Raw genomic sequence first — 24007 nt, forward strand, 5'->3', positions numbered from 1 at the left:
TGTTATCTGATATCCGTGATCAGATGGAGAATAACAGCTCGTCGTAGGTCGGATAAGGAAGTAACTCATCCGGGATCAGAGCCTCTGCCTCATCTGCAGATTTTCTTAAAGTTTCCATGTCTTCCAGAACAGTTTCCTGATAAGCCTTGGAGCATGCAAGTACATCGTCAGAAGAAGCAAGAGCTTTTGCTGTATCTGCTTTCAGAGTTTCCAGATCTTTTGCCATGGTGTCTGCAAGTGTACTCAGTTTGGAGATCAGAGCAGCTTCACTTGCTACAGAAATATCAGCTACTACGGATTTCTTTGCAGCTGCAGTATCTGCAAGCTTTTCAACATATGTATATACAGAAGGAATTACCTGCTTCTGGATCATCTCAGCCAGAGTGTTGGACTCGATGTTGATGGTCTTGTAATAGTTCTCAAGCCAGATCTCGTAACGGGAGAAAAGCTCTTCCTTTGTAAAAATGCCATGCTTTGTAAACAGCGCAATGTTCTTCTCAGCAATGAAATGCGGAAGTGCATCCGGAGTTGTTTTCAGATTGTAGAGACCACGTTTCTCAGCTTCTTCAACCCATTCGTCTGTATATCCGTTTCCGTTAAAGATGATGCGTTTATGCTCTTCAATGGTCTTCTTAAGAAGTGCATGTACTGCGTTTTCCATTTCTTCTTCCGGAACATCCTTAAGAGCTGCGCTGAATTCTGCAAGAACCTCTGCAACAGCGGTATTCAGTACGATGTTCGGGTTTGCGACAGATGCTGCAGAACCAAGCATACGGAACTCAAATTTGTTTCCGGTAAATGCAAATGGTGAAGTACGGTTTCTGTCTGTGGTATCCTTTATGAAGTGCGGAAGTACCTTTGCTCCGATATCCATCTGTACCGCATGCTTATTGCTGAAGAAGGTATCGTTTTCAATAGATTTCAGTACGTCTGTCAGCTCATCTCCAAGGAAGATGGATACGATCGCAGGAGGTGCCTCGTTTGCTCCAAGACGATGATCGTTTCCGGCGCTTGCAACGGATACGCGGAGAAGATCAGCATAATCGTCAACGGCTTTGATGACAGCTACCAGGAATACCAGGAACTGTGTATTTTCTGCCGGTGTTTTTCCTGGATCAAGAAGGTTTACACCTGTGTCTGTGCTCATAGACCAGTTGTTGTGTTTACCGCTTCCGTTGATTCCCTCAAATGGTTTCTCGTGAAGGAGGCAGACCATGTTGTGCTTGTCGGCAACCTTCTTCATGATCTCCATGGTCAGCTGGTTGTGGTCAACAGCAACATTTGTGGTATCAAATACAGGAGCCAGTTCGTGCTGTGCAGGAGCAACCTCGTTATGTTTTGTTTTTGCTGGAATGCCAAGCTTCCAAAGTTCTTCGTCAAGATCATGCATGTAAGCAGCAACGCGAGGCTTCAGGGCTCCGAAGTAATGATCTTCCATTTCCTGTCCTTTTGGTGCAGAAGCGCCCAGAAGAGTACGGCCGCAGAAGATCAGGTCTTTTCTCTTTTTGTAAAGATCCTTGTCAACCAGGAAATATTCCTGCTCAGGTCCTACGGTTGTGTCGATGTGACGGACCTCTTTGTTTCCAAGGATGTGAAGAATACGAACCGCTTCTTTGTTCAGAACATCCATGGAACGAAGAAGAGGAGTTTTCTTATCCAGTGCCTCTCCGCTGTAGGAACAGAATGCAGTAGGAATGTAAAGAGTTTTATCTTTAATGAATGCAGGTGAAGTAGGATCCCATGCTGTATATCCTCTTGCTTCAAAAGTAGCACGAAGTCCGCCTGACGGGAAGCTGGATGCATCCGGCTCACCTTTTACCAGCTCTTTACCGGAGAAATCCATGATCACCTGTCCGTCACCTGTAGGGGAGATGAAGCTGTCATGCTTCTCAGCAGTTACGTTTGTCATCGGCTGGAACCAGTGTGTGTAATGTGTCGCACCGTTTTCAGTAGCCCATTCTTTCATTGCAACTGCTACGGAATTTGCAACGTCCAGTTCCAGATGAGTTCCGTTTTCAATTGTTTTCTTTAATGCTTTGTACATGTCCTTTGGCAGTTTGCTTCGCATCACTTTGTCATTGAATACAAGGCTGCCATACATTTCAGGGATACTCTGTGCCATATAGGTACACTCCTTTCGATTTCACTCATTCATTATAATTTTTAATTATTTTATAAGGACCGCTGCCGGAAGAACCGGGTATAAACGGACCGGAAAACAAAAAAAGCGCTTCAGATACTTGCCGTATCCAAAGCGCCTTTGCTTTATGTGTTGCAGTATACACCAAAATAAAATATTGTCAAGAGCTTTTTTGAAAAAATCTAAAAAATTGACCAGGGCGATCGGACTGTCGGAAAATAGGCAGGGTTGACAAATCTTGTCCTTTTATTATAATCTGATATCGTAGTTATACAGTCGAAAAGTCAGCAATCGCTATAAGTGATTGAGGCAAAAGAAGCTTTTTGACCAGTGACAAAGATGTACAATACGGAAAGAACAGATGGAGGGAAATATGTCAGGAGTAAAGGAAGAATGTGGCGTATTCGGGATTTATGATCTGGATGGAGGGAATATTGCACCATCTATTTATTATGGTCTTACCTCGCTGCAGCACAGGGGACAGGAGTCCTGCGGAATGGCCGTTTCAAGGACGGACGGAGAAAGAGGAAACGTACAGTTCCATAAAGATCTCGGACTGGTAAGCGAAGTTTTGCGAAAAGATGTTGTACATAATATGAATGGTGATATTGGAATCGGACATGTTCGTTATTCCACCACCGGAGAATCTGTCGCAGAGAATGCACAGCCGCTGGTACTTTCTTATATCAAGGGAAGTCTGGCACTTGCGCACAACGGAAATCTGGTTAATACAGAAGCTCTGAAATGGGAGTTGATTCAGACAGGCGCAATTTTCCATACAACTACCGACTCAGAGGTTATCGCGTTCCATATCGCAAGAGAACGTGTGCATTCTGCCACTGTAGAGGAAGCAGTACATAAAACCGTAGAGAAGATCCGCGGAGGATATGCTCTTGTGATCATGAGCCCCCGGAAGCTGATCGGTGCCCGTGATCCTTACGGACTGAAACCCCTCTGTCTTGGAAAAAGAGATAATGCCTATGTCCTTGCATCTGAAAGCTGCGCGCTGACATCTGTAGGAGCGGAATTTATCCGTGATATTGAACCGGGTGAGATCGTCACGATCACCAAGAACGGACTGAAATCCAGTAAACTGACTGAGAAGAAAAAGCATGCTCATTGTGTTTTTGAATATATTTATTTTGCAAGACTGGATAGCACCATGGATGGCGTGAAAATCTATGATGCAAGGATCCGTGGAGGAAAATCTCTTGCAAAATCCTATCCGGTAGAAGCGGACCTGGTGACCGGTGTACCGGAATCCGGACTTCCGGCAGCAAAAGGCTATTCTGAGGAATCCGGAATCCCGTTTGGCTTTGCGTTCTATAAAAACAGTTACATTGGAAGAACTTTTATCAAGCCTACACAGCAGGAGAGAGAGTCCAGTGTCCATCTGAAGCTGAGCGTTCTGGAATCCGTGGTGAAGGGGAAGAGAATCGTTCTGGTGGATGATTCCATTGTCCGCGGAACTACCATTGCCAATCTGATCCACATGCTGAAAGAAGCAGGAGCAAAAGAAGTCCATGTACGTATCAGCTCCCCGCCATTTTTACATCCCTGTTATTTTGGTACCGATGTGCCGTCCAATGACCAGCTCATCGCAGCACAGCACAGCACGGAAGAAATCCGTAAGATGATCGGTGCAGACTCCCTGGGTTATATGCAGATCGATTATCTGGAAGGCATGGCAGGTGGACTTCCGCTGTGTAAAGCATGTTTTGATGGCAATTATCCGATGGAAATACCGGCAGAAATCAAACAGGATTAATGAACTATGTGGAATTAATCTCACAGTAAAAAATAATGGATTGAAAAACGAAAATGTAAAAACTGCACAATAAATATATAAAAAACCCGGATTTTGTCATATAAAATCCGGGTTTTTATAGAAAGACTCTTAAAAACGATAAAAAACATCAACTTGACAAATCTGACAACATGAGACATAATGTGGAACAGCCAGATGAAAAAGGCCGCTGGTCTGGAATATACAGGAAAACAGCAAGGCCGAAAAAAGGCCGGTTTTTTGCCGAGATAAAAGAGAGGATGATATTTATGTCTAAAAAAATTAGATTGAATGCGACAGAGGATGTTAAAGAATTTGTTAAGGCTGCAAGTAAATGTGATTTTGATGTAGATATTTCATATAACAGAATTTTAATTGATGCAAAATCTATTCTTGGAATCCTCAGCATGGATCTGACCAGAGTTCTTACAGTAACCTGTCATGGCGAGGATCATGAGTTTGATCGTTTCCTTCAGAAATATGCAGTTGCCTGACAGACAGTGCAGAGACAGACAAGATATGAAAGACATAAAAAGAAAAGGCAGACGTGACTGCAGAGACAGGAGATCAGTTTGAAATCCTCAGCAGGCGTCTGTTTTTTCTTTGCATCCATTTCATAGGAAGAAATTCCGCAGACTATATGAAAAATCAGTTATTGACAAATAAAAAAAAATAGTTTATAGTAAACCATATTTTATATGAAAGATAACTGACAAAGGCGTCAGGAACGGATACCACAGGGGAATTCTCACCCCTTGGAATCTGTTCCGGACGCCTTTTTGTTGTGGGACACAAAATGGAGGAGGAAATCGAAGATGGCAGTAAAGTATGTTTTTGTAACAGGTGGAGTTGTTTCCGGTCTGGGAAAAGGAATTACCGCAGCGTCTCTTGGGCGCCTTCTGAAAGCCAGAGGGTATCAGGTGACCATGCAGAAATTTGATCCCTACATTAATATTGACCCGGGAACTATGAATCCCATTCAGCATGGAGAGGTTTTTGTAACGGATGACGGTACAGAGACTGACCTTGACCTTGGACATTATGAGCGTTTCATTGATGAAAGCCTTGACAAAAATTCCAATGTGACAACCGGTAAGATTTACTGGTCTGTTCTTCAGAAAGAGCGTCATGGTGATTTCGGCGGAGGTACCGTTCAGGTGATCCCGCATATTACCAATGAGATCAAGAGCCGTTTTTACAGAGCAAAATCCGCAGACGAAGACAGAATTGCCATCATCGAGGTTGGTGGTACAGTCGGTGATATTGAGAGCCAGCCGTTCCTGGAATCCATCCGTCAGTTCCAGCATGATGTGGGACATGACAATGCGATCCTTATCCATGTAACTCTGATCCCGTATCTCCGTGCTTCCGGAGAGATGAAGACCAAACCCACCCAGGCCAGTGTAAAAGAACTTCAGGGAATGGGAATCCAGCCGGATGTCCTGGTATGCAGAAGTGAATATCCTCTTACCGAGGATATCCGTGGAAAGATCGCCCTGTTCTGTAATGTGCCTGTAAGCAATGTGCTTCAGAATCTGGATGTGGAATATTTATATGAAGCTCCTCTTGCAATGGAGAGAGAAAAGCTTGCAGACGTAGTACTGCAGAGCTTAAGACTGGAGAATCGCAAACCAGATCTTACAGACTGGGAAAATATGGTAGAAAATCTCCGCCACCCGGATAAAACAGTAAAGATCGCCATGGTTGGTAAATATACACAGCTTCATGATGCATATTTGAGTGTTGTGGAAGCACTGAAGCATGGCGGGATCTCTTGCCGTGCAAAGGTTGATATCACCTGGGTGGACTCCGAAGAACTCAATGAAAAAAATCTGGATCAGACTCTCCATTCTGTAGATGGAATCCTGGTTCCGGGAGGATTCGGAAACCGTGGTACAGAAGGAATGATCCTTGCGGCACAGTATGCAAGAGTTCATAAGATCCCATACCTTGGGATCTGCCTGGGAATGCAGATGGCTATTGTGGAATTTGCCCGCCATGTGCTTGGATATGAAGATGCCAACAGTATTGAGCTGGCACCGGAAACAACACATCCGGTCATTGCCCTGATGCCGGATCAGGAGGATGTGGAAGATCTTGGAGGAACTCTTCGTCTTGGAAGCTATCCGTGTGTGCTTGCAGAAGGCTCCAGATCCTATGAGCTTTTTGGAAAGAAAGAGATCCAGGAACGTCACAGACATCGTTATGAGGTAAACAACGCATTCCGTAAGGAACTGGACGAAAAGGGAATGTCCATTGTAGGAACATCCCCGGATGCTCACATTGTTGAGATGATCGAAATTGCCGGACATCCGTTCTTTGTGGGAACACAGGGACATCCGGAATTTAAATCCAGGCCAAACCATGCACATCCACTGTTCCGTGGATTTGTGCAGGCGGCAGTTGATAAAAAGACGGCAGAAGAAGCTGCAATGAAAGGATGAGAAAAATGAGAGAAGTAGCAAATCAGCAGCAGGGCCTCTACCGCCCTGAATTTGAACATGATAACTGCGGTATCGGAGCCGTTGTTAATATAAAAGGAAAGAAAACACATGATACAGTTGCCAATGCTCTTAAGATCGTAGAGAATCTTGAGCATCGTGCTGGTAAGGATGCAGAAGGAAAAACCGGTGATGGTGTCGGTATCCTTCTTCAGATCTCCCACAAATTTTTTAAGAAGGTCTGTAAAAAAGAAGGCTTTGATATCGGCGGAGAGAGAGAATACGGTGTAGCCCAGCTCTTTTTCCCACAGCAGGAGATCAAACGTGCCCAGGCAAAGAAGATGTTCGAGATCATCGTGGAAAAAGAGGGTCTGGAGCTTCTTGGATGGCGTACAGTACCGGTCTTCCCGGAGGTTCTTGGTCATAAAGCGAAAGAGTGCATGCCGTGCATTATGCAGGCATTTGTTAAAAAGCCGGAGGATGTGGAAAAAGGTCTTGCCTTTGACCGTATGCTTTACATCGCACGTCGTGAATTTGAACAGAGTAATGATAATACTTACGTAGTTTCCATGAACAGCCGTACCATCGTATACAAAGGTATGTTTCTGGTAGGACAGCTCCGTACCTTCTTTGGCGATCTTCAGAGCCAGGATTACGAGTCTGCCATTGCAGTGGTACATTCCCGTTTCAGTACCAACACGAATCCAAGCTGGGAGAGAGCTCATCCGAACCGTTTCATCGTACATAACGGTGAGATCAACACAATCCGCGGAAACGCCGATAAGATGCTTGCACGTGAGGAAAACATGGAGTCTCCGTATCTGAAGGATGAGCTTCACAAGGTCCTTCCTGTAGTTAACCGTAATGGTTCTGACTCTGCAATGCTTGACAATACCCTGGAATTCCTGGTTATGAGTGGAATGGATCTTCCACTTGCAGTGATGATCACGATTCCGGAGCCATGGGCAAACAACGATACGATCTCTCAGGAGAAGAGAGATTTTTATCAGTACTATGCGACTATGATGGAGCCATGGGACGGTCCTGCGTCCATTCTGTTCTCAGATGGTGATGTGATGGGAGCGGTTCTTGACAGAAACGGTCTTCGTCCATCCAGATACTATATCACATCTGATGGCTATATGATCCTTTCCTCCGAGGTTGGTGTTCTTCCTGTGGATGAGGAGAAGATCGTATTAAAAGAACGTCTTCATCCGGGAAAAATGCTTCTGGTTGATACCGTTCAGGGTCGTGTCATTGATGACAATGAGCTCAAAGAAAAATATGCGAAAAAACAGCCTTATGGTGAGTGGCTGGACAGCAATCTGGTACAGCTTCGTGATATCAAGATCCCGAATCAGAGAGTTGTCGAATACACTCCGGAGGAGAGAGCACGCCTTCAGAAAGCCTTCGGATATACTTATGAGCAGTACCGTACTTCGATCCGAAACATGGCATTAAACGGCGCAGAAAGCATCGGAGCCATGGGACATGATACTCCCCTTGCAGTATTTTCCAAGGAACATTATCCGTTGTTCGATTATTTCAAGCAGCTTTTTGCACAGGTAACAAACCCGCCGATCGATGCGATCCGTGAAGAGATCGTTACTTCTACAAGTGTATATGTAGGTAAAGACGGAAACCTTCTGATCCAGAAGCCGGAGAACTGTCAGGTGCTGAAGATCAACAATCCGATTCTGACCAATACCGATATGCTGAAGATCAAGAATATGAAAAAGGACGGCTTTAAGGTTGTAACACTTTCTACATTATATTATAAGAGCACAAAGCTTGAACGTGCCATTGACCGTCTGTTCGTAGAGGTAGACAAAGCCTTCCGTGAGGGAGCAAACATCCTGGTCCTTTCTGACCGCGGTGTGGATGAGAACCATATGCCGATCCCGTCCCTGCTGGCGGTTTCCGCAGTACATCAGCATCTTGTAAAAACAAAGAAGAGCACTTCCCTTGCCCTGATCCTGGAGTCCGGTGAGCCGAGAGAGGTACATCATTTCGCAACACTCCTCGGATATGGTGCAAGTGCAGTCAATCCGTATCTGGCACTGGATACGATCCATGAGCTGATCGATACACATATGCTGGATAAGGACTATTACGCAGCCGTTGATGATTACAATCATGCAGTGATCAGCGGTATCGTAAAGATCGCTTCCAAGATGGGTATTTCCACTATCCAGTCCTATCAGGGATCTCAGATCTTTGAGGCAATCGGAATTTCCCAGGATGTGATCGATCGTTACTTTACAGGAACCGTAAGTCGTGTAGGCGGAATCACATTGGAAGATATCGAGGATAATGTAGAAAAACTTCATTCTGAGGCATTTGATCCCCTTGGACTTGCCACAGATCTTACTCTGGACAGCGTAGGTGCCCATAAGATGAGAAGCCAGGGTGAGGAGCACAAATATAACCCGCGTACCATTCATCTTCTCCAGCAGTCCACAAAACAGGGCAGCTATGAGATGTTCAAGGAATATACAAAGCTGGTGGATGACGAGGGTCATGGAAACTTAAGAGGTCTTCTGGACTTTAAGTTTGCCAAGGAGCCTATTCCGATCGACCAGGTTGAGAGTGTTGAGGATATTGTAAAACGATTTAAGACAGGTGCCATGTCCTACGGTTCTATTTCCCAGGAAGCACATGAGACACTGGCTATTGCCATGAACCATCTCCATGGAAAATCCAACACCGGTGAGGGTGGTGAAAGTGATGAGCGTCTGGATTCAGCAGGAACAGACAATGACCGCTGCTCTGCGATCAAACAGGTAGCCAGCGGACGTTTCGGCGTTACCAGCCGTTATCTGGTTTCCGCAAGAGAGATCCAGATCAAGATGGCACAGGGTGCAAAGCCGGGTGAGGGCGGACATCTTCCTGCAAAGAAGGTATATCCGTGGATCGCAAAAACCCGTCATTCCACACCGGGAGTCAGCCTGATCTCTCCGCCGCCACATCATGATATCTACTCTATCGAGGATCTGGCAGAATTGATCTATGACCTGAAAAACGCCAATAAATATGCGGATATTTCCGTAAAGCTGGTTTCTGAGGCGGGTGTTGGTACGGTTGCAGCCGGTGTTGCAAAGGCCGGTGCACAGACTGTTCTGATCTCCGGATATGACGGAGGTACAGGAGCAGCGCCAAGAAGCTCTATCCATAATGCAGGACTTCCATGGGAGCTTGGACTTGCAGAAACACACCAGACGCTGATCATGAACGGACTTCGTAACCGTGTACGTATCGAGACAGACGGTAAGCTGATGAGCGGCCGTGACGTTGCCATTGCAGCACTTCTCGGTGCAGAGGAATTCGGTTTTGCAACAGCGCCACTTGTAACGATGGGCTGCGTGATGATGAGAGTCTGCAATCTGGATACCTGCCCGGTAGGTGTGGCTACACAGAACCCGGAGCTGCGTAAGAGATTCCGCGGAAAACCGGAGTATGTGGAGAACTTCATGCGCTTTATTGCACAGGAGCTGAGAGAGTACATGGCACGCCTTGGTGTTGCCACCATCGATGAGATGGTAGGTCGTACAGACCTTCTTACAGTTTCTGACAGTGTGCAGGAGCCGCATAAGGGTAAGGTTGACTTAAGTGCCATCTTGAATAACCCATATGCAGGAAAGGGCAAAGTAACCTTTGATCCGAAGGCTGTATACAATTTCAATCTTGAGAAAACTCTGGATGAAAAAGTTCTGGTCAAGAAATGTGCACCGGCGATCCAGAAGGGTGAGAAAGTTTCTGTTGATGTAAATGTTACCAATACAGACCGTGCATTTGGTACCATCCTCGGATCTGAGATCACAAGAAATCATAAGGATGGACTTCCGGAGGATACGGTAACTGTAAACTGTACAGGTGCAGGCGGACAGAGCTTCGGTGCCTTTATTCCGAAAGGACTGACATTGAAACTGACCGGTGACAGCAACGACTACTTCGGAAAAGGCCTTTCCGGTGGAAAGCTGATCGTTAAGGTTCCGGAGAAGGCCGGATACAAGGCTGAAGAGAACATCATCGTCGGAAACGTGGCACTCTATGGTGCGACCAGCGGAACTGCATTTATCAACGGTGTTGCCGGTGAGCGTTTTGCAGTACGTAACTCCGGTGCGGTTGCAGTTGTTGAGGGTGTTGGCGAGCATGGCTGCGAGTACATGACAGGCGGCCGTGTGGTAGTTCTTGGAAAAACAGGAAAGAACTTTGCAGCAGGTATGAGCGGCGGTATCGCTTATGTCCTTGATGTGGATAACGTTCTTTATAAGAACCTCAATAAAGCAATGATCTCCATTGAAAAAGTGGAGAATAAATATGATAAAAAAGAGCTTCGTGATCTTATCGAGGCTCATGTGGAAGCAACAGGCTCTGAGATCGGTAAGAAGGTGCTGGCTGATTTTGATTCCTATCTGCCTCACTTCAAAAAACTCATTCCGGATGAGTACAAGAGAATGATCACATTAAGTGCAAAGCTGGAAGAAAAAGGTCTGACCAGCCAGCAGGCACAGATGGAAGCGTTCTATGAGAGCATCGGCGTGAAACATTAAGGAGGATGAGGAAATGGGAAAGCCAACTGGATTTTTAGATTATGAAAGAGAAACGGCAAAGGTTCTGCCGCCAAAGGAACGTATTCAGAATTTCAACGAATTTCGTATTCCATTAAATAAAGAAAAACAGAAACTTCAGGGAGCACGCTGCATGGCTTGCGGCGTCCCCTTCTGCCAGTCAGGTATGATGATCGGCGGAATGGCTTCCGGCTGCCCGCTGCACAACCTGGTTCCTGAGACAAATGATCTTGTGTACACAGGAAACTGGAAGCAGGCATTCCTTCGTTTAAACAAGACACACAGCTTTCCGGAGTTTACATCCAGAGTGTGTCCAGCACTTTGCGAAGCTGCATGTACCTGTAACCTGAACGGAGATCCGGTCAGCACAAAGGAGAATGAGAAAGCGATCATTGAGACAGCCTATGCAGAAGGATGGGTAAAACCGCAGATCCCGCCTGTCCGCACAGGAAAGACGATCGCAGTCATCGGAAGTGGTCCTTCCGGACTGGCAGCAGCACAGCAGCTGAACCGCCGTGGCCACAGCGTAACCGTATTTGAGAGAAACGACCGTATCGGAGGACTTCTCCGCTACGGCATTCCGAACATGAAGCTGGAGAAAAAGATCATTGACCGCAGACTGAAGCTGATGGAAGAGGAAGGCGTGAAATTTGTTACCAATATCAATGTTGGTGTTGACATCACTGCAGAACAGCTTCTGAAGGATTATGACCGTGTCCTTCTCTGCTGTGGAGCTTCTCATCCGAGAGATATCAAGGTTCCGGGAAGAGATGCCAAGGGAATTTACTTTGCAGTGGATTTCCTGAAGCAGGTAACAAAAAGTCTTCTGGATACAGATTTTGCAAAATTTCCATATGAGCTTGCAAAGGGCAAAAATGTTCTGGTCATCGGCGGTGGTGATACCGGTAATGACTGTGTGGGAACATCCATCCGTCTGGGAGCGAAATCTGTAACACAGCTTGAGATGATGCCGCAGCCTCCTGCAGCAAGAACTCCTTCCAATCCATGGCCGGAGTGGCCGAAGGTCCTGAAAACCGATTACGGCCAGGAAGAGGCTATTGCAGTATTCGGCCATGATCCTCGAATCTATCAGACAACCGTTACCGAGTTTATCAAGGACAAAAAAGGAAATGTCTGCAAGGCCAAGATCGTAAAACTGAAAAGCGTAAAGGATGAAAAGACCGGAAGATTCAATATGGTGCCGGTCGAGGGCAGTGAGGAAGTGATTCCTGCAGATGTGGTCCTTATTGCAGCCGGCTTCCTTGGCAGCGAGAAATATGTGACAGATGCTTTCCGTGTAGCGCTTACACCAAGAACCAATGTGGAAACAAAACCGGAGCAGTATGCAACAAGCGTAGATCGTGTGTTCACAGCAGGTGATATGCATCGTGGACAGTCCCTTGTCGTATGGGCGATCCATGAGGGACGTGAGGCTGCGAAAGCAGTGGATGAATCACTGATGAGCTATTCATATTTACAGTAAAATAACAGATATCAGGGGCAAAAGGTCAAAAAAACTGTTCGTGTTTCCGCGATAAAGCTTTTGAACTTTTGCCCCTTTTAAAAAATGGTTGACAAAGAATTGACCGATTGCTATAATTACGTCCATGAACAAGGGTGTTCTTCAGGAGCGGAAGCTCTCTGAAGTGCACCCTTTTTCTGATTTTGAGGGTAATTATTTTGTGTGATGAGGAAATAAAGGAGAGAATACTATGGGGAATTATACCAGAGAAGAGATTCTTGCAATGGCAGAGGAGGAAGACGTAGAGTTCATCCGCCTCCAGTTTACAGATATGTTTGGAACTCTGAAAAATATTGCGATCACAGCAAGAGAGCTTCCAAGAGCCCTGGATAACCAGTGCGTTGTATATGGCTCTCATATTGCGGGCATTGTGGGAGAAAAGGAGCCGGATCTGATTCTGTATCCGGATTATAATACTTTTTCAATTCTTCCATGGCGTCCTCAGCAGGGAAAGGTTGCAAGACTGATCTGTGATATGCGCCGTGCAGACGGATCAGAGCATGAGATGAGCTCCAGATATATTCTGAAAAAAACAGCGCAGGCAGCAGAGGAGGCAGGGTATACCTGTTATGTTGACCCGGAATGCGAGTTTTTCCTGTTTCATATTGATGATAACGGAATGCCTACAACGGTTTCTCACGAAAAGGCCGGATATCTGGATGTAAGTCCGGTGGACTTAGGCGAAAATGCAAGACGTGACATGGTACTGACTCTTGAGGATATGGGATTTGAGGTGGAATCCTCTCATCATGAGACAGCACCTGCACAGCATGAGATCGCCCTTCATTACGGGGAAGCACGTGAGATGGCAGACGAAGTTATAACCTTTAAGATGGCGGTAAGAACTGTAGCCAAACGTCATGGACTTCATGCGACATTTATGCCGAAGCCAAGACGGGAAGTAAACGGTTCAGCCATGCATATCCATTTTTCGCTGTTTAAAAATGGAAAAAATATTTTCGTGGATCCGGAGGATCCGACCAGATTAAGTGAAGAGGCATACTATTTTATCGGAGGTCTTCTGGCTCACAGCCGTGAGATGACTCTGATCACCAATCCGCTTGTAAATTCTTATAAGCGTCTTGTACCTGGATTTGATGCGCCTACAGAGCTGACCTGGACGAGAAATAACCAGAATTCACTGGTAAGGATCCCGAGAGTCAATGGTGCTGATACCAGGATCGAGCTTCGAAGCCCGGATGCTGCATCCAACCCATACCTTGTTTTTGCGGTATGCCTGGCAGCGGGCCTGGATGGAATCCAGAAGAAGATCTATCCTACAAAAGCTTCTAACCGTTCTCTTTCCGAGTCGGATCAGAAGGAACAGGGTATCGAGAATTTACCGGAGAACCTGCGGGAAGCGATCACACTGTTTGAGGACAGCAGCTGGATGAAGGAAATCCTTGGAGAAGCTTTCTGCAAACAGTATGCGCAGGCAAAGAGAAAAGAGTGGTTGCGTTATTCCCAGGAGATTTCCGACTGGGAGATCGAGGAGTATCTGTATCGGATCTGATGAACGAGGCATAATGGGACGAAAGAGAGTGGCGGCTTATGAACACGAGTATCGTGATTGCATTACCGAAAATAGAAGATGCAAAAAAGATCCGCACAGTCCTTAACCGATATGGATTCACGGTGGCGGCAGTATGCAATTCAGGTGCCAATGCCCTTGCCAGTATCTCGGAGCTTGATGGCGGCGTTCTGCTTTGCGGTTATCATCTTCAGGATATGTACTACCGTGATCTTCTGGACTATATGCCGGATTATTTTGAAATGCTGCTTATGGCCTCCCGGGGAGTGATCAGTGAGGCGCCAACATCCATTTTATGTGTGGGAATGCCTCTGAAGGTCGGAGATCTGGTAAATACGGTGAGCATGATGATCTCTCAGATCGAAAGGCGCTGGAAAAAAGATAAGAAAAAGCCGAAGCAGCGTTCATGGAAAGAACAGAATTATATTTCAAATGCAAAGATGCTTTTAATGGAAAGAAATCACCTGAGCGAGGATGACGCATACCGCTATATCCAGAAATGCAGTATGGATTCCGGAACCAATATGGTGGAAACGGCCCAGATGGTTCTGATGCTTTTATATGATTCTGTGTAAAAAACAACAGGGCGGACAGAAATGATCTGCTCTGAATGCCTGATATCACACCGGATCGGGAAAAATTCCGCAGGGGATTTCCTGATTCGGTGAAACTACTTTGAATTGGAGGATGAGGGAATGGAATTTATGGATGGAATCTGTAAGACTAGAGAATGTGCCTGGGATGTGCTTCTTTCCGAGAGCATGAAAGACCAGGAAGCAACAGTGGAAGGTGCAATACACAGCATCCGTAATATGGGTGACGTGGCATTTGTGATACTTCGAAAAAAAGAAGGGCTTTTTCAGACCGTATATGAAAACGACAAGACAAATGTTTCCATTCATGATCTGAAGGAGGCGATGTGTGTGCGCCTCACAGGAACTCTTCATGAGGAAGAAAGAGCACCTCACGGAAGAGAACTCCGCATCAGCCATGTGGAGATCCTTTCCTCACCTGCAGAGCCTCTTCCGCTGGCCATCGACAAATGGAAGCTGAACACTTCCCTGGAGGCAAAGCTGAATTATCGTCCTATCGCCCTGCGTAATGTGCAGGAGCGTGCAAAATTCAAGATCCAGGAGGCTCTGGTGCGGGCATTTCGTGATTACCTCTATGAGAAGGGGTTCACCGAGATCCACACACCGAAGATCGGAGCCAGAGGTGCAGAGGGTGGTGCAAACCTGTTCAAGCTGAGTTATTTCCATAAACCGGCAGTTCTGGCACAGAGCCCGCAGTTTTATAAACAGATGATGGTAGGTGTTTTTGACCGTGTATTTGAGACCGGCCCTGTATTCCGTGCAGAGAAGCATAATACAAAACGTCATCTGAATGAATATACAAGCCTTGATTTTGAGATGGGCTATATCAACGGATTTGAGGATATCATGGAGATGGAAACCGGATTTCTCCAGTATGCGGTAGAACTTCTTAAGAAAGACTACGCTCATGAGATTTCCATTCTGAAGGTGGAGCTTCCGAAGGTGGACAAGATCCCGGCAGTACGTTTTGACAAGGCCAAAGAGCTGGTAGCCGAAAAATATAATCGTAAGATCCGCAACCCATATGATCTGGAGCCGGAGGAAGAAGCGCTGATCGGAAGATATTTCAAAGAAGAATATGATGCTGATTTTGTTTTTGTCACACATTATCCGTCTAAGAAGCGTCCGTTCTACGCAATGGATGATCCGTCAGATGAGAAATTTACATTAAGCTTTGACCTTCTGTTCAAGGGACTTGAGGTAACTACAGGCGGACAGCGTATCCATGATTATCAGATGCTGAAGGATAAGATCGCAGCCCGTGGTATGGATGAAGAGGGTATGGAGCAGTACCTGGATACCTTCAAGCATGGAATGCCGCCTCACGGAGGACTTGGAATCGGACTGGAACGTCTTACCATGCAAATCCTCGGAGAAGAAAACGTTCGTGAGACCTGTCTGTTCCCACGTGATATGAACAGACTTGAGCCGTAATAAGGAGAAAAAAGATGGCAAAGATAATCGATGATGAAACAATGGAAAATGTCTGCATCCTTGCAAAACTTTCTCTGACAGAGGATGAAAAGGAAAAAGCAAAAGAGGACATGCAGAAGATGCTGGATTATGTAGACAAGCTGGATGAACTTGACACTTCTTCCGTAGAGCCCATGTCCCATATTTTTGAGGACGAAAATGTATTTCGTGAAGATATTGTGACAAACGGAGACAATCATGAGGCGATGCTTGCCAATGCACCGAAACAGAAAGAAAACCAGTATCAGGTTCCGAAAACAATTGGATAAGACAGGAGACAGGACATGGATTTGGGAAAATTAACCGCATTACAGCTTGCGGAAAAGATCAAGCAGCATCAGATAAGCGTCCTGGACGGTGTGAAATACGTATTTGATCAGATCGAAGCAAAAGAGGACAAGGTCCACGCTTATCTTGATACTTACAAAAAAGAAGCCTATGCAAGAGCAAAAGAGGTACAGAAGGGCATTGAGGATGGAACCTATACAGGACTTCTTGCCGGTGTACCTATTGCAATTAAGGATAATATCTGCATTAAGGGAAAAACAACTACCTGTGCATCAAAGATCCTTGAGAATTTTGTGCCGCAGTACAATGCCGAGGTTATTGACCGTCTGGAACAGGCAGGTCTTGTGATCATCGGAAAGACAAACATGGATGAGTTCGCCATGGGAAGTACCACAGAGACATCCGCTTACGGCGTCACCAGAAACCCGTGGGATCTGGAGCATGTTCCGGGCGGCTCCTCCGGCGGCTCCTGTGCGGCAGTGGCAGCAGGAGAGACTTACCTGGCACTGGGTTCTGATACCGGCGGTTCCATCCGTCAGCCAAGCTCCTACTGCGGTGTTACCGGAATCAAACCGACCTACGGAACAGTATCCCGTTACGGACTGGTTGCTTATGCATCCTCTCTGGATCAGATCGGACCGGTTGGAAAAGATGTTGCGGACTGTGCGGCACTCCTTGAGATCATTGCCGGACACGATGCAAAAGACAGCACTTCCATGAAGAGAGAGGATCTTGCTTTCTCCTCTTCCATGACAGATAAGATCGTGGGAATGAAATTCGGTGTGCCGAAGGAATATCTCTCAGAGGGACTGAACCCGGAGGTAAAAGAGGCATTTATGAATACGCTGAAAAGCCTTACCGAGATGGGTGCAGTCGTAGAATTTTTCTCCATGAAGACAACAGAATATATGATCCCTGCTTACTACATCATTGCCAGCGCAGAGGCCAGCTCCAATCTGGAGCGCTTTGACGGTGTGAAGTACGGCTTCCGTGCAAAAGAGTACGAGGGACTTCATGATATGTACAAGAAGACAAGGACTGAAGGTTTCGGCGAGGAAGTAAAACGCCGTATCATGCTTGGCTCCTTTGTGTTAAGCTCCGGTTACTACGATGCTTACTATCTGAAAGCACTTCGCACAAAAGCCCTTATCAAAAAGGAATTTGATCAGGCCTTTTCCAAATATGATGTTCTTCTTGCCCCGGCATCACCGTTTACCGCACCGAAGCTGGGAGAGAGCCTGAAAGATCCTCTTGCCATGTATCTTGGCGATATTTATACGGTAGCAGTAAACCTGTGCGGACTTCCCGGAATCACAGTTCCATGCGGAAAAGACGCAGCAGGACTTCCGATCGGGATCCAGATGATCGGTGACTGCTTCAAAGAAAACAACCTGTTCCGCGCAGCACACGCCTATGAGAAAAAACGTGGTGATTTCGGAACAGCAATGGAAGGGGGAGAAAAGGCATGAAACAGTATGAGACAGTCATAGGACTTGAGGTGCATGTGGAGCTTGCCACAAAAACAAAGATCTTCTGCGGATGCTCCACAGAATTCGGAGGCGCACCAAATACACATACCTGCCCGGTCTGCACCGGTATGCCGGGCTCTCTTCCGGTCCTCAACAAAAAAGTGGTAGAGTTTGCCATCAAGGCAGGTCTTGCGGCAAACTGTCATATCCATCAGTACTGTAAGTTTGACCGTAAGAACTATTTTTACCCGGATAATCCCCAGAACTACCAGATCTCTCAGCTGTATCTGCCGATCTGCTATGACGGAGCTGTTGAGATCGAGACTTCCGCAGGCAAAAAGACCGTACGTATCCATGAGATGCATATGGAGGAGGATGCCGGTAAGCTGATCCATGATGAGTGGGAGGACTGCTCCCTGGTTGACTACAACCGAAGCGGGGTACCGCTGATCGAGATCGTATCCGAGCCGGATATGAGAAGTTCCGAGGAGGTTATCGCATATCTGGAAAAGCTCCGCTGCACCATGCAGTATCTTGGAGTTTCTGACTGTAAGCTCCAGGAGGGCTCCATGCGTGCCGATGTCAACCTTTCCGTCCGTGAGGTGGGAAGTGAGACCTTCGGAACAAGAACAGAGATGAAGAACCTGAACTCCTTCAAGGCCATTGCGAGAGCGATCGAAGGAGAGAGAGAACGTCAGATCGAGCTTCTGGAAGAAGGAAGAGCCGTTGTACAGGAGACAAGAAGATGGGACGATAACAAAGAGTCTTCCCATGCTATGCGTTCCAAGGAGGATGCAAAGGATTACCGTTACTTCCCGGACCCGGATCTTCCGCCGATCCACATTTCCGATGCATGGATCGAAGAGCTGCGTACTTCCATTCCGGAGCTTCGTGAAGCCAAGATGGAGCGTTATCAGAAGGAGTATGAGCTTCCGGCTTATGATGCAGGGATCCTGACCGAATCCAGACATCTGGCAGGACTTTTTGAGGAGACAGCAGTTCTTCTCGGAAACCCGAAAAAGGTGGCAAACTGGTTTATGGTGGAGGTTCTCCGACTGACAAAGGACAAGGGCCTTGATCCGGAAAAGGTAAGCTTTACACCGAAGCATCTGGCAGACCTTCTTTCCATGGTGGAGAAAAAAGAGGTCAGCGCACAGAATGCCAAGAAAGTATTTGAAAAAGTATTTGACGAGGATATTGATCCGGTTGTATATATAGAAGAGAATGGTCTTAAGATCGTAGAAGATACAGGCCTTCTCACCGAAACTGTGAAAAAGATCGTAGATGCAAACCCCGGACCGCTGGCAGAGCTTCTGGGCGGCAAGGATAAGGTTATGGGATTTTTTGTAGGACAGCTGATGAGAGAACTGAAAGGCAAGGCAAATCCTGACAGCGTCAGAAAAGCACTGGCAGAGGAAATTGAGAGAAGGAGATAAAATACTATGGTTACAGTAAATCAGAATTATTTAAAACTTCCGGGAAGCTATCTGTTTTCCAATATTGCAAAGAAGGTAAGCGCATATAAGGAGGCAAATCCGGAATTTAAGGATTCTGTGATCAGTCTTGGAATCGGTGATGTGACACAGCCCCTTGCACCGGCGATCATCGATGCCCTTCATAAATCCGTAGACGAGATGGCACACGCAGAAACCTTCCACGGATATGCTCCGGATCTCGGATATGAATTCTTAAGAAGTGCCATTGCAAAAAATGATTATCAGTCCAGAGGCTGCGACATCAGCGCAGACGAGATCTTTGTTTCCGATGGAGCAAAAAGTGATTCCGGAAACATCCAGGAGATCTTCGGACTGGATAACAAGGTTGCAGTCTGCGACCCGGTTTATCCTGTATATGTAGATACCAACGTTATGGCCGGACGTACTGGTCTGTATAACAAGGAGAGAGAGAATTTTGACGGTGTGATCTACATGCCCTGCAAAGAGGAGAATGGTTTCCTTCCGGAGATCCCGGCAGATGAGGTACCGGATCTGATCTATCTCTGCTTCCCGAACAATCCCACCGGTGGTGCTATCACAAAGGCAGCTCTTCAGGAGTGGGTCGACTACGCCAACAAAAACGGTTGTGTGATCATCTATGATGCAGCATATGAGGCATATATTTCTGAGGAGGATGTCCCGCACAGCATTTATGAGTGCGAGGGTGCGAGAACCTGTGCCATCGAGCTTCGAAGCTTTTCCAAAAATGCAGGCTTTACAGGCGTTCGTCTTGGATTTACTGTTGTTCCGAAGGAACTGGTGCGTGATGGCGTAGAGCTTCACAGTCTCTGGGCAAGACGCCACGGAACCAAGTTTAACGGTGCTCCGTACATTGTACAGAGAGCAGGCGAGGCTGTTTACTCTCCGGAGGGAAAAGCACAGCTGAAGGAGCAGATCGCTTATTACATGCGTAATGCAAAGACGATCCTGGAGGGACTTTCCGCAGCAGGATTTTCCGTGTCCGGTGGAAAAAATGCTCCATATATCTGGCTGAAAACACCGGATCAGATGACCTCCTGGGAGTTCTTTGATTATCTCCTTGAGAAAGCACACATCGTAGGAACACCAGGTTCAGGCTTTGGTGCACATGGTGAGGGATATTTCCGTCTGACAGCATTCGGAAGCTATGAGAATACTCTTGAGGCAATTGAGAGAATTAAAAATCTGTAATATGAGTATAAATTGCGGAGCAGGTCTTTGGAAAAGAGCTGCTTCGTTTTTTAACCGGATCAAAGAAGTATCCTGCTTCAATTGCGAATAGAAGCTCCCGGCAGGGTTGCGAAAAGCAATAAGCAGTGGGAAAAATTTGCCTGTAAGTTAATTTGTGAAAATAATAATAAGGATTGCGAAAATTTATCATATCATTTATAATTGTACAGGAAGTAAGGCACAGGCCGCAGAAAGCCTGTGTTCGTAAAATTTCACAATTTACGCAATCACGAAAGGGGATTTTATCATGGGTATCAGAAGAGTAGAAAATATGTGCGGCGGTAAAGGCCATGTGATCATCAAAGACATTCTTGAGGGAGACGAGCTGAAGGGAAAATGCGGACTTTACGCACAGGTTACCATCGAAAAAGGATGTTCTCTGGGATACCATGAGCATCATGGCGAGACAGAAACCTACTATATCTTAAGCGGTGAAGGCGAGTACGACGATAACGGCGTGAAACGTCCGGTAAAGGCCGGCGACATCACCATCACACCAGATGGAAAAGGACACGGTCTTACCAATACAGGCGACACAGATCTTGTGTTCATGGCACTGATCATTTTTGACTGATCCATATAGAAGAAAACAGAAGTGAGACAGAAGGGCGGCCTTTGTGAAGAGGCTGCTCTTTTTACGACTGAGGCGTAACCTGTGTCGGAGTATAAATTCTGGGATGAAAGATTCTCTGTCTCAGATTGTTATTAAACGAAATGTATTAATTGTATAAACAAAAAATATTTTTGGATTTTTTTAGAAAAAAACTGTTGACATACAAAAAGCACTTTGCTATACTATCACTTGTCGCGGGGGAGAAGATAAAGAATCCCGAAGAAATGCGATATGCGGAAGTGTCGGAACTGGCAGACGAGCAAGACTAAGGATCTTGTGAGCATTGCGCTCGTGTGGGTTCAAGTCCCATCTTCCGCATTTTTTATTTAGGAAACCTGCATCTGGAAACGGATGCAGTTTTTTTTGCTGCCTAAAAATATCTGTAAAAAAGGAATCCGGATAGAATATATCGTGTTTATATGTTATGATAGAAGAAAATGGAAGGAGCATAGTCATATGAGAAGAAAAAGTGCAGGAAAAAAGCTCATGGCCGTACTTATAGCGGCAAGCCTGGCGCTGACTCCGGCAGAGCTGACAGTGGCGGCAGAAATGGAACCAGAGGGTGAGGAAGCAACATTTTTGGCAGAAGAAAGTGTAGATACTGCATCCTCAGATCCGGAAGATATTGCAGAGGCGGAAGCAGATATCACAGATGGATCGGCTACTATAGAGGAACAGGAAACCACAGATACAGATACCGGGAACAACGTACAGGAGAATGCGGAAACAGGCGTAATGGAGTCTGGTGAAGAAGCACCAGAGGGTACTGCAGAAGAGGAAGATCCGGAGACTCCGGAAGCGGCAATGGATGCAGCCGAAGCGTTGGAGGAATGCGAACAGGAAGAAGAAGAAAATATAGCTTTTGATGATGGAACGAAGGATGCAGTGCAGGCATCAGCAGAATACTCTGACGGAAAATTTACGTGGACACTGGATGGGAATGGAACACTGACCATTACGGGAAATAACACGGAGCTGACAGAAAATGAGGTATCTGAAAGTGCTTTGAAGAATGCAGGTATTGATTTTTCTAGAGTAAATAAGCTTGTAATCGGGAATGGGATCACAGGCTTTGATAGATGGGGCATGTGGAATCTGAAAAAATATATTAAGGAACTGGAAATCCATGGAAATGCAGGCATGAATATGCCGGAGCAATGCTTTTACGATGTGCCAAATATAGAGAGTGTGGTGATATCCGGTGCAGTGGATGTGCCGAGAGATATGTTTGGAAAATGTACCGGGCTGAAAAAGGTTACATTAAAAAATGGAGTGAGGTCTATTGGAGAGGATGCCTTTCGAGATTGCAGCAGTCTGGAGAGTGTGATATTTGAGAATACAGTATTGGAAAAAATCAGTGACGGAGCATTTTGGGGCTGCAGTGCGCTGAGTTCTATTGCGTTACCGGATTCCGTAACAGAAATAGAAAGGAATGCATTTTTCGAGACCGGACTCAGAAATATCCAGCTTCCGGAAAAACTGACGCTGATAGGAGGAGGGGCATTTTGTAACTGCAAAAATCTGAAGCAGGTACAGCTTCCGCCTCAATTAAAAGAGCTGGGTGAGGGTGCATTTTTTAACTGCGAAAATCTGGCACAGATCCAGCTTCCGTCTCAGTTAAATAAATTAGGAGGAGATGCATTCAGAGATTGTACATCCTTGGATAAGATTGACATACCTGCCGGTCTGAAGCAGATCGAGTCTGCCACATTTTGCAATACCGGGCTGACCAGTGTGACCTTACATGAGGGACTGACTAAGATCGAAGATTGGGCGTTTCATGATTGCCTTAAGCTGAAAAAGATCCGTATTCCGAAATCAGTTACAGATATTGGCGAACTGGCATTAGGAATACGTTATAACATGGGAAATGGTGCAGAGGAAGTTATTCCCGGTGGTTTTACAGTAGAAGGTTATACAGGCTCGGCAGCGGAACGATATGTAAAGAGAATGCATCAAAGTGAAAATTTATATCATGTATTTTTTAAAGATGTGAAATTTGTTTCCATTGGTGGACAAACTGCAGCGGTTACCAATATCAGCAAAACAAAGATATCCGCACTTAAGACCAGGGCCTTTACCGGAAAGCCACTGACCCAGGCACTCACCATAACCTATGGCGGTAAGAAGCTTGTAAACGGAAGGGATTACACCCTTACCTGGAAGAATAATAAAAATATCGGAACTGCATCCGTTACTATCAAAGGAAAAGGAAAATATAACGGTTCTGTTACAAAAAAATTCCGGATCACGGTTCAGAAAAACGCGGTCTATACAGTCAGCAGGCTGAAATATAAGATATCCAGTGCAGACACATCCGGCAAGGGAACCGTAGTCTTTACCGGAGCTACGGACAAGGCAGCAAGAAAGGCCCTTACGATCCCGACGACAGTAAAGATTGGTGGAAAGAGCTTTCGTGTAACAGCCATTGGCACCTCTGCAATGTCCGGAGCGAAGAAGCTGACAACAGTGAAAATCGGAGCGAATATAATGACAGTAGGTGCGAAAGCCTTCTACGGCTGCAGTAAACTCTCCAATGTAACGATCTTCGGCACAAAGCTTACGACAGCGAAGACCGGAGCCAATGCATTTAAAGGAATTCGCTCCAATTGCAGATTTAAAGTACCGGCTTCCAGGGTAAGTGCATACAAAAAACTCCTCCGTGCAAAGGGTGCCGGACCAAAGATAATCGTGACAAAATAACAGAAAAACCGAAAAAATAGAAAACTTTTGAAAAAAGGTGTTGACATACAAGATCCACTTTGCTATACTATCACTTGTCGCGAGGGAGAAAATAAAAAATCCCAAGGAAATGCGGTCATGCGGAAGTGTCGGAACTGGCAGACGAGCAAGACTAAGGATCTTGTGAGCATTG

The 24007-nt window shown here is 46.0% G+C and carries 15 protein-coding genes and 1 tRNA gene; 15 read left to right on the top strand and 1 reads right to left on the bottom strand.

Translation table 11 applies throughout. The features are described from left to right. Nucleotides 1-19: 19 nt before the first annotated feature. Complete coding sequence (locus LI091_RS12160) at nucleotides 20-2122, bottom strand: glutamine synthetase III family protein (RefSeq protein ID WP_110102042.1); 2103 nt, start codon at nucleotides 2120-2122, stop codon at nucleotides 20-22. A 391-nt stretch (nucleotides 2123-2513) separates the two neighbouring features. Between LI091_RS12160 and purF the strand changes: the two genes are divergently transcribed. The 15 genes from purF (at nucleotide 2514) to LI091_RS12235 (ending at nucleotide 23835) form a co-directional block, all read left to right on the top strand. Then, entirely contained in the window at nucleotides 2514-3908 is a 1395-nt protein-coding gene (gene purF / locus LI091_RS12165; protein WP_015525743.1) for an amidophosphoribosyltransferase, read from the top strand. A 287-nt stretch (nucleotides 3909-4195) separates the two neighbouring features. Next, nucleotides 4196-4420, top strand: coding sequence for an HPr family phosphocarrier protein (locus tag LI091_RS12170; protein WP_022426744.1), 225 nt, complete (start codon nucleotides 4196-4198; stop codon nucleotides 4418-4420). 321 nt (nucleotides 4421-4741) lie between these two features. Further along, nucleotides 4742-6370, top strand: coding sequence for a CTP synthase (locus tag LI091_RS12175; protein ID WP_022426745.1), 1629 nt, complete (start codon nucleotides 4742-4744; stop codon nucleotides 6368-6370). Continuing rightward, the gene (gene gltB, locus LI091_RS12180; RefSeq protein ID WP_215638515.1) at nucleotides 6367-10920 is read left to right on the top strand and encodes a glutamate synthase large subunit; all 4554 of its coding nucleotides are present in this window, start codon (nucleotides 6367-6369) and stop codon (nucleotides 10918-10920) included. The genes LI091_RS12175 and gltB overlap by 4 nt, the downstream gene beginning before the upstream one ends. A 13-nt stretch (nucleotides 10921-10933) precedes the next feature. After that, the gene (locus LI091_RS12185) at nucleotides 10934-12421 is read left to right on the top strand and encodes a glutamate synthase subunit beta (RefSeq protein ID WP_173759092.1); all 1488 of its coding nucleotides are present in this window, start codon (nucleotides 10934-10936) and stop codon (nucleotides 12419-12421) included. A gap of 229 nt (nucleotides 12422-12650) precedes the next feature. Beyond that, nucleotides 12651-13973, top strand: coding sequence for a type I glutamate--ammonia ligase (gene glnA, locus LI091_RS12190; RefSeq protein WP_022426748.1), 1323 nt, complete (start codon nucleotides 12651-12653; stop codon nucleotides 13971-13973). A 38-nt stretch (nucleotides 13974-14011) separates the two neighbouring features. Continuing rightward, entirely contained in the window at nucleotides 14012-14566 is a 555-nt protein-coding gene (locus tag LI091_RS12195) for an ANTAR domain-containing response regulator (protein WP_110102038.1), read from the top strand. Between the two features lie 120 nt (nucleotides 14567-14686). Next, complete coding sequence (gene aspS, locus LI091_RS12200) at nucleotides 14687-16018, top strand: aspartate--tRNA(Asn) ligase (RefSeq protein ID WP_110102036.1); 1332 nt, start codon at nucleotides 14687-14689, stop codon at nucleotides 16016-16018. Between the two features lie 14 nt (nucleotides 16019-16032). Beyond that, complete coding sequence (gene gatC / locus LI091_RS12205; RefSeq protein ID WP_110102034.1) at nucleotides 16033-16326, top strand: Asp-tRNA(Asn)/Glu-tRNA(Gln) amidotransferase subunit GatC; 294 nt, start codon at nucleotides 16033-16035, stop codon at nucleotides 16324-16326. 15 nt (nucleotides 16327-16341) lie between these two features. Further along, nucleotides 16342-17814 carry an Asp-tRNA(Asn)/Glu-tRNA(Gln) amidotransferase subunit GatA gene (gene gatA / locus LI091_RS12210; protein WP_110102033.1) on the top strand — a complete coding sequence of 491 codons (1473 nt, stop codon included), beginning with the start codon at nucleotides 16342-16344 and terminating at the stop codon, nucleotides 17812-17814. Beyond that, nucleotides 17811-19250, top strand: coding sequence for an Asp-tRNA(Asn)/Glu-tRNA(Gln) amidotransferase subunit GatB (gene gatB, locus LI091_RS12215; RefSeq protein ID WP_265191190.1), 1440 nt, complete (start codon nucleotides 17811-17813; stop codon nucleotides 19248-19250). The genes gatA and gatB overlap by 4 nt, the downstream gene beginning before the upstream one ends. Nucleotides 19251-19256: 6 nt before the next feature. Then, nucleotides 19257-20480 carry an LL-diaminopimelate aminotransferase gene (locus tag LI091_RS12220; protein ID WP_021651140.1) on the top strand — a complete coding sequence of 408 codons (1224 nt, stop codon included), beginning with the start codon at nucleotides 19257-19259 and terminating at the stop codon, nucleotides 20478-20480. Nucleotides 20481-20766: 286 nt separating this feature from the next. After that, nucleotides 20767-21093 (top strand): cupin domain-containing protein, encoded by a 327-nt coding sequence (locus LI091_RS12225; RefSeq protein WP_015525755.1) that lies wholly within the window; start codon nucleotides 20767-20769, stop codon nucleotides 21091-21093. 272 nt (nucleotides 21094-21365) lie between these two features. Next, a tRNA-Leu gene (locus tag LI091_RS12230) sits at nucleotides 21366-21450 on the top strand. A 138-nt stretch (nucleotides 21451-21588) separates the two neighbouring features. After that, complete coding sequence (locus LI091_RS12235; RefSeq protein WP_265191192.1) at nucleotides 21589-23835, top strand: leucine-rich repeat domain-containing protein; 2247 nt, start codon at nucleotides 21589-21591, stop codon at nucleotides 23833-23835. Nucleotides 23836-24007: the final 172 nt, after the last annotated feature.

Origin of the sequence: Blautia sp. MSK20_18 (assembly GCF_020553125.1) — a bacterium.
GTDB lineage: Bacteria > Bacillota > Clostridia > Lachnospirales > Lachnospiraceae > Blautia_A > Blautia_A fusiformis.